The organism is Mycobacterium sp. RTGN4 (assembly GCF_033804635.1).
Taxonomy (GTDB): Bacteria; Actinomycetota; Actinomycetes; order Mycobacteriales; family Mycobacteriaceae; genus Mycobacterium.
The window spans coordinates 1-13,865 of sequence record NZ_JAPZLB010000032.1; the positions used below are offsets into that span (position 1 = coordinate 1).

At 66.4% G+C, this 13,865-nt stretch carries 7 protein-coding genes; 5 read left to right on the forward strand and 2 right to left on the reverse strand.

Translation table 11 applies throughout. The features are described from left to right. Positions 1-1,024 precede the first annotated feature (1,024 nt). Both SLQ30_RS32725 and SLQ30_RS32730 read left to right on the forward strand, forming a co-directional pair. Complete coding sequence (locus SLQ30_RS32725) at positions 1,025-2,128, forward strand: hypothetical protein (RefSeq protein ID WP_319451204.1); 1,104 nt, start codon at positions 1,025-1,027, stop codon at positions 2,126-2,128. 65 nt (positions 2,129-2,193) lie between these two features. Further along, entirely contained in the window at positions 2,194-2,775 is a 582-nt protein-coding gene (locus SLQ30_RS32730) for a hypothetical protein (RefSeq protein ID WP_319451205.1), read from the forward strand. 124 nt (positions 2,776-2,899) lie between these two features. On the opposite strand, the gene SLQ30_RS32735 is transcribed toward SLQ30_RS32730, so the two are convergent. Continuing rightward, positions 2,900-3,409 (reverse strand): ASCH domain-containing protein, encoded by a 510-nt coding sequence (locus SLQ30_RS32735; RefSeq protein WP_319451206.1) that lies wholly within the window; start codon positions 3,407-3,409, stop codon positions 2,900-2,902. A 197-nt stretch (positions 3,410-3,606) separates the two neighbouring features. Next, positions 3,607-9,468, reverse strand: coding sequence for a MobF family relaxase (mobF, locus tag SLQ30_RS32740; protein ID WP_319451210.1), 5,862 nt, complete (start codon positions 9,466-9,468; stop codon positions 3,607-3,609). A 315-nt stretch (positions 9,469-9,783) separates the two neighbouring features. On the opposite strand from mobF, the gene SLQ30_RS32745 reads away from it, so the two are divergent. From SLQ30_RS32745 to SLQ30_RS32755, 3 genes are all read left to right on the forward strand, one after another. Continuing rightward, positions 9,784-10,143, forward strand: a complete 360-nt coding sequence (locus tag SLQ30_RS32745; protein WP_319451207.1) for a hypothetical protein — start codon at positions 9,784-9,786, stop codon at positions 10,141-10,143. A gap of 1,355 nt (positions 10,144-11,498) precedes the next feature. Then, entirely contained in the window at positions 11,499-12,470 is a 972-nt protein-coding gene (locus tag SLQ30_RS32750; RefSeq protein ID WP_319451208.1) for a hypothetical protein, read from the forward strand. 426 nt (positions 12,471-12,896) lie between these two features. After that, on the forward strand, positions 12,897-13,595 hold the full coding sequence (locus SLQ30_RS32755) for a tyrosine-type recombinase/integrase (RefSeq protein ID WP_319451209.1): 699 nt from the start codon (positions 12,897-12,899) through the stop codon (positions 13,593-13,595). Positions 13,596-13,865: the final 270 nt, after the last annotated feature.

Here is a 13,865-nt window from a genome sequence, read left to right on the forward strand (position 1 = left end):
CCACAACCGGCTGCCACACCGCCCGGGTGGCGGAATTACGTGACAGACGAGGTGGGGGAATTCCGTGACGGACAACCCCTCAAGCTGGAGGAATTATGTGACCGCTGACAGCTACCATGCTGCGGCACGGCGCAGTACCGAATTTGGCGTAGAAGCAATGGGTGCGGCGATCAAATCAGCAGTCAATGGGTTAGGCGCGCCGAATATTTCGGCACTGACTGCGATGGTCGGTGCCGGAGGCGCGCCCGTGTCGCCTCCGCTAATCAATGCCCTTGACAACAGCTCGGCAGACTACGGCCACCGTGGGGACTATGCCGAGCCAGGGCGGGCCGCTGACGATGCGGGTGCGGCCCCAAATACTCGGAGTGAGTATGAGGACGGCAGCTCGCCAAGGCCTGCTGAGTCCGGCGAGTCCGGTGATGCTTCCGGCGTTAGGAAGGACAGCACGGACTTTGGTCGTCGCGGCGAGTACGCAGTCTCCCCGCCACGTATTGGTCCCTCTCGCCAAGCGTCGGCGCTCGGTGGGGGTGTGCCGTCGGTGCCTGGCATGGGCAGTGGTGGCGGGATGGGCTCCGGTGGGATGCCGAGTATGCCTGGCGGTCTGAGTGGCGGCGGCGTGTCCGGTCTGTCGTCTAATCCGCTCACCGGTGGTTTAGGTGGGATGCCTAGTGCGGCAGGAGGATTGCCGGCTGTTGGTGGGGTGCCGGCCTCTGCTGGCGGGGGTTCTCCTGCGGCAGCGTTTTCGCGTGGGTTGTCGACGGGCGCCGGGATTGGCGGGGGAATGCCGGCGATGTCGCCGCCCGCTGCGAGTCCGTCACCGGCGCTGTCGCCAGGCGGGTCTGCGGTGCCAGCTTCGCCGGTGTGGGCTGCGGCCGGCGGCGGTGTCTCGCCAGCGGCTCAGCAGGGCGTGGCGGCTCCCGCGGCCCCTGCCGGGGCTGGAATGGGTAGCGGCGCACCGATGATGCTGCCGCCTGGCTCGATGGGGCCACCGACGGGCGCTGTGCCTCCACCGGCGGCGCCGACGATGCCGGCGGGAACGATTGGTGGTGGCAGCAATGCGCAATCCTCAGTGGCAACGCCGTCGAGTGCGGGAGGGGGTGCGACGCTGATCCCGGCGAGTGTGGTGGCTGCGGGGCGGACGGCGGCGGCGCGGGAGCGGCGGGAGTCGGTCGATGCGGCGGCCGCCAAGGAGTTGGCATGGAAGCTTCAGTACGCCGCAGAGTGGGTGAACTACATTGGCATGGACTGGGCGGTCGGCGTCTTTCGGTCGCCGAGCGGGACCGAAATAGTGATCACGTCCAATGACGGTGCGAGCTTTATCCCGGCCGGTGTTTATGTTCCCCGCTCGGTTCGAGTCCTGGCCACAGATCCGTTGGTGGACGACCATTTTCGCCAACTGTGGTTCGGATGGCACGATCCGGCACGGGTTCTCGTCGAATATGCACATATCCGCTCCGAGACTGGCTGGCGGCTGGTGGCCGCCGCGACCACCGGCGCGGTAACCGGGCTGCGCGACGCGGGCGTGGAGCATCCGCCGTCATGCTCCCGCGATGTCAACCCGCTTCTTCGCCCGGGGGAGCGGCCCATCGCTCCGCCGACCCTGGATGGTCTGCACGTGCACCGGCTAAGCCTGTCGTGGCCTGACATGTATCCAAGGCTGCTGCGTGTGATGGAAGCCCATCCGCTGTATCAGGACCGCGTTGTCAATGCGGTGAGCGCCCTCATGCTCAACGCTGCGACCACCCAAGCGGAGGCCGTGGCCGAGGGCATCCCCGATGCGTTCCGGCGAATCTGGTCGACGCGCGGTTCACCTATTGAGCCGAGCGCACAGGAATGGGCCGAATACGACGCGCAGGCCCCGAAATTCAACATTTCCGGCGCGTTGACGCGTCCCGGTTACATGAGCGGCGGCAGAGACCCCAGCGAGACTGTCGACGATCTGCGCAAGTACCGGGCGCACTGGCTAGTTGCGCGAACAGCGGAAGTCATCGGCGGCTGGTCGACGCGACCACTGCCGCTACCCGACATGGTGTACGCCGCCACCGCAGTCGATATGGGGCATCACCGAGAATTGATAGAAGACGCGGTGCTGGGCGTCGAAGAGGATCTGGACCAAGAGCGCCCATGACTAGTTCATATATCTGGGACCTTAAGCAGCAACGCGCGCGTCACCAATACGGGTTTGCACGGTACATGCTGCTCAAGCCAATTCTTATGGATGCACGCACGGGAACACTGGATCCGAGTTGGCGTCAACGCCTCTCGACGGCCATGTTTGGCGGCGCGCCAGATACGGCCTTTGAAGTCAGCAATCAGCTTGCCGCACATGATATTTCAACGATGGATATTCAGCCGTGGGAACCGTATACTGGTAGGGGCTGGCGCACTGCGCTGGATGCTTGGTACGCAGCCCTTCTGGAGTTGAACGACTCTCGCGATCGGACGGAGCGTCCGATGCCCGGGAGCGAAGCCGACCCTCCTGAAAGAGCTTTGAGGTTCTCCGAGGCGATCGCCCGCAATCCTGTGCTCACGGATTTCGCTGAGCGGGCAGCTGAGGGCCGTCGCCGGTGGCGTGACTGGGAAGGCGCCTGGTACTACGCCGGTTTGGCCGCCGGGGGGCTGGAGGTCGATTGGCGTAGCTGGTACCGCGGCCGAATAGCGCTCTGGACGAACGGATTGTCAAGTCTTGAAGGCCCTTCGGCTCTCGAGGAGCTGACCTCTCTAGAGCACGGCGATAAGGATCACATGCAATCACTACCCGCCTACTGGACATAGCTGATATGCGGCCATGATCTCGCTTGCCAACACGCATGGCGATTAACCGCGTTCGGTGACGGGAGCGCGCTGGTGGCGGGCTGCGGCATCGGGTGTCACGTAACGGCGGAGTGACGTTAGAAAGTCAGACCAACTCGCGCTCAGCAGGCGCTACATACTCAACGTTGTCCAAATCCAGGTCGGGCAAGCGAACCCATGTCACCGCCCCGTTGGGGTGCCGGTAGGGCAACGGATGCCGGAACCATCGCGGACTGGTGAAAACGTAGGCGTAGGTCTTTCGGTATGGAAGCCCATCGCGCTGCAGTTCATCACGCTCCTCGGACGGCACCTCCGGTGAACTCACCAGGTCGTCAAGGTCAAGAGGTCCCAGCACGCGAACCAGGTTCGCGATCCCATACGCCTTGCCAGTACCTTGCTTCACGATGACGACGGGCCCCCGAATCTGGGTCGATCTGCCGCGTATCTCCCAGATCTTCTGGCCATTTAACAGCTGCGAAGCATAAGGGTCCCGCACAATCAGGCCCCGCGGGCCGAACTCTCGCGCTCGCACGGCCGGCTCTGCTCCATGGTCCGGCGGACGGCCCCTTTCCGAGTCCCGCGGATACGCGCTCCGCAAATCACCCAAGCTCCGCATATCGTGATCGTAAGCTGGTCGGCGTTCCTCGGCGGCCCGCACTGCGGCGCCAATCGAACTGGGGCCCACTCAGCTAGGGGGCGAAGCATCTCGGCGGGAACGGCCATGCCGGCGCCGAGGAACCACAGATGTGCATACCTGCGCGTTCATGACCTAGACCCTCATGCCGGGGATCTAACCTCCCCAGGTCGGTACATCTAGTCGTCGAAACCGAGCTCGCTGGCAGACAGGGTGTGGTCGGGTTCGTCGATGCCCGCGGTCGGTGTGCGCCAGCTCAGGGTGAGGTGGCGGCGGTGGGCGGCGCGGGCGGAACGGGCGGCGATGTCGTATTCGGCGAGCAGCTGGCGCCACGGCTCGCTGAGCCGCGTGCGGCCGAGACGGTCGGCCAGGGTGACCGCGGGTGTCGGCTCGTCGAGGCCGAGGTCCTCCGTGGCCTGATTGTTGGCGGTTAGTGTGCTGGCCCAGGGAAGTGCGTTTAGCAGCCGCAGTGCGGGTGTGCTGGGGCCGTGGTGGCTGGTGGGGTCGACGATAATGGCGCGGGCGTCGACGCTGGCGGTGTGGTGGACGATGCCGGCGAGCTGCGCGGGGTCGGTGTCGGCGGGGTCGTCGATTACGACGATCGTGCCGGGTGGGAGCGTCCACTGCTGATCGCTGATGCGTTGGTGCGCCTCAGCGATGGTAGCGAAGGTGTCTGCCAGCTGTGCGAAGCGCGCGGGTGTGGCCGCCTCGTCGGTAGCGCTGAGCCACAGCACTTTTCGGTTGTTGGCGTTGGCTGTGGCGCGAAGTGTTCGCAGCGCAGCGGTAGTGTCGGGATCGGTGACGTCGGCGCGGGTATAGCCAAGCAGGTGGGGTTGAGCAGCCAGGGATTTGAGCCGGTCGGCGGTGTGGGGTTCGTGGGCCGCCAGTGTTGCTTCGGGGATGGCCAGCGGCGTGCGATCGAAGTCGACGTGGCCGGCGGCGCGCAGAAGCTCCACCTCAGCTCGTGCCGAATCCAGCAGTGCTTCCAGGGTGACGGAGGTCGCGGTCTGGGCGGCGGCGAATGCGGCGGCCACTTCGCGGTCGGCGCGCTCGAGCTCGCGGCGCAGCGCCTGGCGACGCTCGCGCAGTGCGGCGCGGGCGGCCAAATCACCGCGCTCGGCGTCGCCCCGTGCGGTGACGATGTCGTGCTCGGTGACGATCTTGTGGCCGCCAGCGGCCGCGGCACGCGCGGCCTGCGCCTCGGCGAAGGCCTGTTGAAATTGCAGTGAGGGTGTGTGCTCGGGCAGGCGGCGGGTATGAAAGGCCAGATCGGCTTGGGCCGAAGCGATGTCGAGGTCGTCGGGCTCAGGGCTTGCGTAGAGCGCGTCCAGTTGAGTGCGGGCGTGCTCGATCATGCGCAGGATGTCGTTGTAGTCGGCGTCGGCGTCGGCCCACTGCTCCATGATTGCGGTGACAGCGTGACTGTAGGGGCGGTCGGCATCGGCCTGGTGGCGCATGCGCAGTAGTTCCTCGGCGGCCGCGCGCATAGCGGGGCCATTTGCGGCGCGAATGTCGGCGTCGAGTGTGGTGATTTCTTTGCAGACGGCTTGGTATTCGTCGCGCAGGGTTGCGAGCTTTTCCATGGTGATGCCCAATTCAGGCGTAGGGCGGTTTGCTGACAGATCTTCGAATTGCAGCCCGTCGAATTCGTCCGGTGGATATTCGAATGTGTGCGGGTCGGGTGGGGTGCCATTGAGGTAGTCGTCGAGTGCGGCGCGCTCGTCGGGGTAGGTGTCTTCGGGGTCGGGGGGAAGCAGATGTTCCTCGGCGGGATCCGGCGGTGCGTCGGTGTCCTCGGGGGTGGGGATGTCGTCGAAATCCACGCCGAGATGGGCTTGTAGGCGGTGGGTGAACGCGTCGACGGTGTAAGTGATCAGTCGGGCGTAGTCGCCGGGCGGGATGGGGTCTCTGTCGGCGCTGGCGTCGGCGAGGTGTTCGGCGGCCACGCTGAGCAGGTCGCGCGGTGTCCACTTGTGGGGGTCGGCGGCGCTGATGGCGGCGACCAATCCGGGCCAGGCCGGATCAGAGGTGATGGTTTCGGCCAGGACAGATCCGAACACTGCGTCGACGTCGGCGATCCAGGCTGGGCGCAGCCGCGAGTGCGTGGTGGCCAGGGTGGCGGTAGGTGAGAGCGCACCGGCGATGCGCCACCACAGCGCCGCTGCGGGTAGTTCGTCGGGAAGGGGGCCTTGGCGGGCGGCGGTGGTGATGATCTCGCGCAGGTCCGCCGTGGTGCGGGTGGCTTGGGCCAGGTGGGCGGCCAGCTGTGGCCAGTAGGCATCGGATCGCAGGCGCGGGTCGATGGCGTCGATGACGTCGTTCCAGCGGGTGGTGTCGGCGCTGCGCCGTCCGATGCCGGCGGCGGCATGGCGTTGCAGCAGGGCTTGCACGGCGCGGGTCCGGACCGGGAATTGGCGGGGTCCGGTCAGGCGGGTGTCGGCCTCCTCGACACCCACGGCCGCGCGGAACACCGCGATTTCTGCGGTTAGCGCCCGGTTCACGGTGATCAGGGGTCGCGCCCACGCTGGAGCGGTCGCGTTGGTCCAACCCTGCGCGCCCTCGCGGATGGCGTCGGCGAGGGTGTCGACGAGTTGTTCGCGCCGGGCCAGGTAGTCGCCCCATTGCGGATCCTCGGCAAGTGCTGCCGGGATGGCGGGCAACCAGCGCAGCATCCCCACTCCGGAGGAGTGGGTTCCGGCCGGGTCGATGCGGTGATCGAGCACGGCGGCGGGGTCGGCGGCGTCATCGACGCTGCCCTTGGCCAGCGCGTCGACCAGCAGCTGCTGGGGGTCTGCGCCGCTAAGGGCCAGCACGGCGAGATTGCGGCGCAGCACCGGCCAGGCCTCGCGCGTGCTCAACGCTGGGATCACCTCATCGGCGATGGCGTCGAGTCGGTCCCGGGCCCCGACGCCCAGCCGGTTCTCCGCCGCCGCGCCCAACGCGTCGTAGTACATGTCTGCTGCGGCCGCCAGTCGCGCGGCGGGGTCGGCGGCTTGGCGGGCTGCGGTGGTCGCCGAGACTTGGGCGCCGTCGCGGGCCAGCGTGCGGGTCAGGACGTCGACGGCGGTATCGGGGTGGGTGGCCTTGGGCGACAGCAGCCGGTGGGGGTCGCCCTCGGCGGTCGACAGGTAGAGGTGGTTCTCGTCGGTGGCCCGGGTCATCGCAACGTAGAGCGCTTGGCGGGTCAGCATGTCCGAGCCCACGATGTGGCAGCTGCCCTTGATATCGCGCCGGCCTGCGGTCAAGCCCTGGGCCGAATCGATGGTGGCCGCGTAGCCCAGCATCACGTGCCCGGCGATGTAGTCGGCGGGCAGCGTGACGATGCGCCCGCTGCGCAGATGGCGTGCTTTGAGGCTGCCATCGGTCTTGACTTCGGTGATGGTGTAGCGGTAGCCGTTGCGTACGAAGTCGTTGCGCCCGATCGGGATCCACCGCGCGTTCTTTCGGGTGCGGATGGTGTCCCCGACGCTGGCGGTCAGCTGGTCGGCCAGCACCACGGTGGGGGCGCCGGCGGCGTCGGGGTCGGCGGCAAGGCGGTCGGTGCGGGCACGGGCGTTGAGCGCGTTGATGACGTCGTTGGTGGGGGCCAGCAGGATGGAGTCAGCGCCGGCGGCCAGGTCGGTGCGCCACGCGTGGTAGGCCATGTCGGCGGCGGTGTCGTCGGTGCCGACATGGACGCGGTGATTGTCGATGTAGAAGCCGATGCCGGCCGGGTCGGCGTCGTGCAACGCCAGCCCGGCGGCAGCTTCAGCGGCCGACCGGAAGCGCACTACTTCGGACAAGGTGAGCGCGTCGGTGGCTTCGGCGATGTCGCGTAGCACGCCACCGGCTGAGATCGACGACAGCTGACCGTCGTCACCGACGAGGCGCACGCTGGCCCCTTTGCGTAACGCGTCGGTGATCATCGCGTCCAGGCCGGCGGTGGCGGCCTTGCCGGCTTCGTCGACGACGATCAGCGTGTCGGGGCCGACCTTCTCGAACCACTTCGGCCGGCCGAGCGCAGCCTTGGTGGGGTCGGCTGACCACACGTACTTGTCGAGGGTGTCGGTAGTCGCGCCGAGGTCCTCGCCGAGCACGATCGCCGCGTCGGCGGTCGGGGCCAGGCCGATGACGTGACCGCCCGAGCTGCGCCACGCGTGCGCAAGCGCGGCCATCGCGGTGGTCTTGCCGGTCCCGGCGGGCGCCAGCGCGAGCGCCACACGACGACCGCACGTCGCCATCTCCGAGACCAGGGCGGCCTGGCCGGGGTTGAGCGTGCAGCCTCGGGCCGCCGAATCCGCAAGCGCGAGTTCGACATCGCCAGCGCTGGCCCGCCGACCGTCTTCACGACCGACCGCGGACAGGATACGCCGTTCGGCGGCCAACGTGGCCGCGCTGGTGTAGACCGCGACGCCGTGACGGCTGTACACGCTGGCGCCATCGCGGCGACGCAACGCGCCAGGCTCACCCAGATCGGTATCGGCGACGCGCGCGTGTGGCACCGAAAACGCATCGGAAAGGGCGGCGTTGGTCAGCGTGTCGACGAGTGCGCCATCGTGCGCCAGGCCGTGCGCACGGACCACGCGTAGGGCTTCGGCGCGCAGGTGGTGGCGCTGCCAGGTTGAGCGGGCCTCGCTGACGGTGCCGACCATCTCGCCAGCACGCGCCACGACCCATAGCGCATCGACCGCGGGCGAGCTTTGGGCGCGGTCGGGACCGGCGAGTGTGTCGGCCAGCATCTGATGTAAACCGTGGCGGCCGAGTACCTCGACGGCTTGCGTGCGCCATGTGTGGCGCTGCTCAGCCAGTGAGCGCGGCTCGTGTTTGGCCTCACGCGATTCCAGCGTCGCCTGCTGGGCCAGGGCGATGATTTCGACGTTGGTCGGTTCGCGGCCGTGGGTGGCCTGAAACTGCTTGGCAAGCTCCGCGGTGCGCGCCTCGATTGCCGCGCGCCGGCTCGACCACCGCCACATCAATTCGTCTGACATTCCGTCGATCTCGCGCACCGGTCGCTTACCGCGCCCACGGGCCTGTTCGACGAAGCGCACACCGAGGCTGGCGATCATGTGGGCTTCCAGGCGGGTGTTGTACAACTCCGAGGCCGCGACGGTGACTCGGTGCAACGGTTGACCATCCAGCGCAAGCCAGCGGCGCACCCCATTGGCGTCGAGGTGAGACACCTTGTTCGACACCGCAACATGGGTGTGTAGGTCGGGGTCACCGGCACGGGAATCGCGGTGGGTGAACGCCGCGGCGATGAGTCCTTCGGTGTCGACCTGGGCCACGCCGTTGGCACCGGTGCGCGTGAATGCTGCGGAGTCCTGCAGCCACTCCAGCACGTCGGCCACCGCGGCGTCGTGGGCGGCCTCGATCTGTTCGGCCACCGGCAGCGGGGCGATCGCCCATAGCGCCGATACCGATTTCACCGGTGAGAACGTCAGGTCATACCCGGCGACGGCGGTGGTGCGGGCCCGGGTGTTGCGCGCGATGAATCCCGAGAGCTCCCGATCGTCGGCAGGGGCGCGACCGTACTCTTCGCTGAACAGTTTTACGGCCACACGGGTGCGGATCTGAGCGCGCACGTCGGGGGCAATGGTGGCGTTCCAGTGCGCGCCCGCTTCGGCGTTGTGGTCGCGGTAGGCCACCGCCAGGCGGCGGCCGAACTCCGGCTCGCCGTCGCGGACGAGGAACTTGCGTCCGAGCCGGCTGGCGCTCAGCGCCTGTCGAGGCGGCAAACCGCTTACCGCCGCGTAACCCATGATGCGGTCGGCGTTGGGATGCAGCCCCTCCCCGTAGAGGGCGCGCATCTGCTCCTCGCTGACTCCGGAGCCGGCTTCGACAGTCCAAATCTGTTCGCGCGCCTGGGCACTGACCTCGCACCGACCGGTATCGGACAGGGCGGCGAGTCCGCGGCCCATCCACTGTCCAGGGGCCTCACCCTTCGCTGAGTAGTAGTCGGCCAGCGTCGAGCGGCCTCGCTCGGTGCTATCGGCGGCAGCGACCTGCCGCACCAGGTACAGGTATCCGTCCCCGGCGGTCAGCTTGTGCAGCGTCATCACCATGACGCGCACCCGAGCACCCGCATGGGCCGCACGCTACGAACCTGACCGCCGTCAAAGCCACGACCAAACCAGGGACTCTTAAACAACTCTCAGGAATCGGCGCCTGAATGCAAGAGGTGTGTGGTGGCTGGACGCGGCTCAGGGAGGCGAGATGTGAGGGGAGTCTTATGGGACTTGGGTGCGGGCGCTGGTGAACGGCGGAAGGGGTGGCCGGCATACGGCGAACGGTGATGGCAGACAGAGGAGAAAACTGGCGAGGGGCGAATGTGGCTGTGGTGGTGGGCCGGCGCCCATGTCGCGTCGTATGGTGCGGGCATGGCTGGGAATACCTCGAAGATGGAAGCACGGCGGCGAGCGCGTGAAGTGTTGGCGCGCATGAATGAGGCCCGCGCCCAACGGGAACGGGCCAACGTGGACGACGCTGCGACATTCATGGTCGCTGTGGGCAAGGCCACCGAAGTCGATGCGTGGGAGTCTGAGCGGTTGGCGGTGGCCCGCGAACACGTGCGAGCGGAGGCGAGCCGAAGACGCGCCAACTGCAGGGCGGAAGCGGGTGTGGCCATCGCGCGGATGCAGCAGCGGGGCGAAACGCTGTCGACGATCGCAGAGTTGGCAGGACTGGGTATCGGCGAGATCCGCGCCATGCTGCGGTATGCGCCAAAGCCTGAAAAGTAAGGGGCAAGCGGCGGTTCGGGTGCACCAGTTCACGACGCTGAAGGCGGGCACGTTTCAGCCCGGCTTCATGCAGGCGGCAACGCGGCCCCGGGCGACGCTGCGCTGGTGTAGCGAAGGCAGAGTGGGATGTCGGAGAGGGAGATTGTCATAGGTGGTGTTGACGGCGGCAGGCACATCGTTCTATTCGACCGAACCGATGTCCGCATCTGAGCCCGCGAGAACATTCGGCCGCGACGAGTGCGATGCGACAGCTGCGCTCCGGTCCGGGCGCGCAGGGATTGTTTCGACGACGCGTTCGAGCGCGAGCCGGTGCAGTGCTGAGCGATGATTCATGATGCGCCGCATTCCGTTCCCGAGCGGTGGCTTCCGGCCCGTGGCGAATCGCGCTGCCGGCTTTCGTCGTGTGCGTCGGCGGCGCCTGTTGGCGCCACGGTAGTCAGCCCTGCGGTCTGGCGCTTGCGGCGATCAAGCGCGTGTGGCGGCCGGGTGGCGTAGTCCGCGTCGGCACGCCGGGGGAGAGCACCCTGTTTCGTCGTCACGTCGTGTACGGCCCAACGTCTTTCGCTGCGCTATCTGACCGGTCGTGATCGGAGTCGATGGCCACGGTCGCATCGATCTCACGCGCGGGGGATGGGCTGCGCGTACGGCCGCACCGCTACGCGCCGTCGAATCGCGAGCGGACTCCTCTGCGCTGCACAACGCCGACAACTCAGTGCGCGTCAAAGTCGCCGCCGAGCGTGATATGACGCATGTTGTCTTGGGTTCACAGCGTGACAACATGTAGCGGATGGCGAGGATGAGTCGCGGGGTGGCGGTATCCGATGCGCCGGTTCGATGGCGAGGGAGCGCGGCGCGAACGATCAGTGCCGCGGCGGGCAGCCATCCGTAGCGGCAGGGACGCGGCCGTGGTGGCGCGGCGATGATTGGCGACTAGCGGACTCTCGGTCCGTCTGGCCCGGTCATCGCCGGCACGCACACGGGTCGGTGATCGTCAGCAGCCCTCAGAGCCGGTGCGGGCGGCGCGCTGTTGCCTGCAACGATCCGGATCGGGCTGGACCATTTCTGCGCGTCCGTGTGCTCAGGGACTGTTGCAGTTGAATGTCCCGTTAGTCGCGTGTCGATTGACGGATCCTCGGGTGATTTGGTGCATGCTTGTCGTGGCCGTCCGGCGGCCAATCCGGTCATGCTGCGCCGCCCCGCAGTCAGCATCAAACGGATCAAGGAGACTGTCGAGCTCCACTGTCGTTTCGAGTTCTAGTTCTATCCAGTTCATTCGTGAAGTGCTATGGGCGGTATGCGCTTTAGGAGGATCTGGCGTGGCTGGAACATTTCTGCATACGGTGCGCACCCGCGGTATGTACACGGGCGAGTCCTCGCGCTGGCTGGTGGGTCATGCCAGTGTCAGCCGCAGTACTCCGATCCCGGACGCTGCGGACTCCGGTCAGACACAGTTGGAAGCAGCTGTCTTTCAGGCACTCACGGCCTGCGGCGAGTACACGCCGAATCCCGCAGGTGTTGTCAGGACACGCATCATCGCTGACGGAACCGCCGTCGTGCACGTGGACCCCCGGAGCGCCGGCTTCCCCAACGAGCACGAACTGACACAACTGATAGCAGAGAAGCTCCTGCCCTGTGCAGATCCTGAGGGCGGATTGCAAGGTCAGGCAGGAGTCCGTGTTGCGGGCGTCGATCGCGCCGATCTTGCCCTCACATTCGTCGACACGTCAGCTAGAGTGACCCTGCGCGCGGAGCCAAAATCTCGGTGGAACAACGCAATCGAGACGTACCGGGAAAGCCTCGAACTAGCGGCATGCAAGTCGCTGTGGGACACCCCCGAGCCTGCCGAAGAAGAGCGCTACTTCCTGGAGGCCCCGCGGTGGGGAATGCGGCCAGGAATGGACTGGCTAGCGTCCGGGCTGTTGCGCCGCATAGCGCTTTACCGGACCTGCTGTTTGGCGTTCCACGTCTCGGCGTGGACGTTGGGCAATACGTGGAAGATCGAAATCGACACCGATCCGGTTCACGGCGCTGTTCACAGCCGCTTTCTTGCGGCAATCACGGACTCGGTGTACGGCTTGCCCCTTCGGGTTACAGATGCAGCCTGCATGTGTGACACTCCGACTTGGCCCCCTGGCTCGGCGGAGAGGAATTGTTGGTACCACCTTGGCGCCAAGAACGGAATGCCTGTGGATCTGCAATTGAGGTTCCGTCAGCAGACTCCACCCGCGAGGCTTTTCGACCGTTTGGTTGCGGCGGGCGCTGATCCGGCGCGGGTCGGTCGTGCTTTACCTTCATCGCCGATCTCGTCAACGGGCGGCCGAAACTGACCCTTTCGGCGGGTGGTTTCCACCGGTCACTGCAACAAACTAGAGCGCTGAGTGATTGGCCCTCGAGTCGTTCTGGTTTGAGCTCGACGGCATTGGCCACCAAAGCATGAAAGTGACGGCCGCCGACGGTTCAGTCTTGCGCCCGCCGTGGTTCGCGCCGTTCCTGGCCGACCGTGGCACGCGCAAGCCGTCGCCACACACCATGAAGGCCTACCGCCAGGACTTCGACGCGATCGCAGCGCTCATCGTCGGCAGCAAGGGGGTCTCGCCGCAATGTCGTTGGGCGACATCACGACTAAGGCGATGCGCGGGGCGTTCGCGCAATACGCCGAAACCCACAAAGCGGCCTCGATACAGCGGTGCTGGTCGACATGGAACGTGTTATGCGCCTTTCTGTACACCTCGGACCTCATCCCTGCTAACCCGATGCCACTGGTTGGCCGTCCCAAGATCGCCAAGACACTACCGAAGGGGTTGCCCCCGACGTCGGTTCAAGCGCTGCTCGCGGCGGTCGATTCGGAGTCCGAGCGGCGTGCCAGCGACTGGATGGCACGTGATCGCGCGCTAATTCTGATGTCCCTGCTCGCCGCGCTCCGCGCCGATGAACTACTGCGCGCCAACGTCGGCGACGTTCGGCGTCGCGAAGATGGTGCGATCATTCAGGTCCGCGGCAAGGGCGGCAAGGACCGAAGCATCCCGGTCGAGCTGGCACTGGTGGAGGTCCTCGTGGAGTACCTCGACAGTCGCGCCGTCCGCTTTCCCGCTACGGCAAGGGGGCGCTCCTCCACTGCCAGCGGATTGGCGGCGTGGCCACCAGCCGCGCCACTTTTCGTCGGTTCTGACGGCGACCGGATTACGCGTGGCACGCTGCAATATCGCGTTCTGCGGGCCTTCCGCCGCGCCGGCATCGATGAGGACCGTGCCCGAGGCGCGTTAGTTCACGTGCTACGCCACACATTCGCTACCGAGCTCGCCAGTGCTGGCGTCAGCGTGTACGCATTGATGCGACTTCTCGGCCACGAGTCCATGGTCACTTCACAGCGGTACGTCACCGCCGCGGGATCTGAAACCCGAGCGGCCGCAGCGCAGAACAGGGTTTACGGTTTACTCAAGAAGCCGGAGTAGCCGCTCGCGCCGAAGCCTGCGAGCGTGTGACTGACCGATTCGATTGCCGAAAGTTCAACTCATGTCAAGTAGTTATCGCACGACGTTCCGATCCGGGCAGTCCGGTCCGAAACCCTGAACACTTCCCGATCTGCGGTTGGGCCAGGAAACGGCGACTTTTACCGGTAACCCGCCGTATTCGATTCAGTCGTATTCCAGCGATACCCGACAACGCCGCCACTGTCTTACAATTTGTAGTACGCTGTGACCTATGGCTGACACCATCACTTT

What these genes read in the sequence shown, in the direction of transcription:
- mobF (WP_319451210.1), bottom strand. Translation starts at nt 9,468, where the DNA reads ATGGTGATGACGCTGCACAAGCTGACCGCCGGGGACGGATACCTGTAC.
- SLQ30_RS32745 (WP_319451207.1), top strand. Translation starts at nt 9,784, where the DNA reads ATGGCTGGGAATACCTCGAAGATGGAAGCACGGCGGCGAGCGCGTGAA.
- SLQ30_RS32735 (WP_319451206.1), bottom strand. Translation starts at nt 3,409, where the DNA reads ATGCGGAGCTTGGGTGATTTGCGGAGCGCGTATCCGCGGGACTCGGAA.
- SLQ30_RS32725 (WP_319451204.1), top strand. Translation starts at nt 1,025, where the DNA reads ATGCCGGCGGGAACGATTGGTGGTGGCAGCAATGCGCAATCCTCAGTG.
- SLQ30_RS32755 (WP_319451209.1), top strand. Translation starts at nt 12,897, where the DNA reads ATGCCACTGGTTGGCCGTCCCAAGATCGCCAAGACACTACCGAAGGGG.
- SLQ30_RS32750 (WP_319451208.1), top strand. Translation starts at nt 11,499, where the DNA reads ATGTACACGGGCGAGTCCTCGCGCTGGCTGGTGGGTCATGCCAGTGTC.
- SLQ30_RS32730 (WP_319451205.1), top strand. Translation starts at nt 2,194, where the DNA reads ATGCTGCTCAAGCCAATTCTTATGGATGCACGCACGGGAACACTGGAT.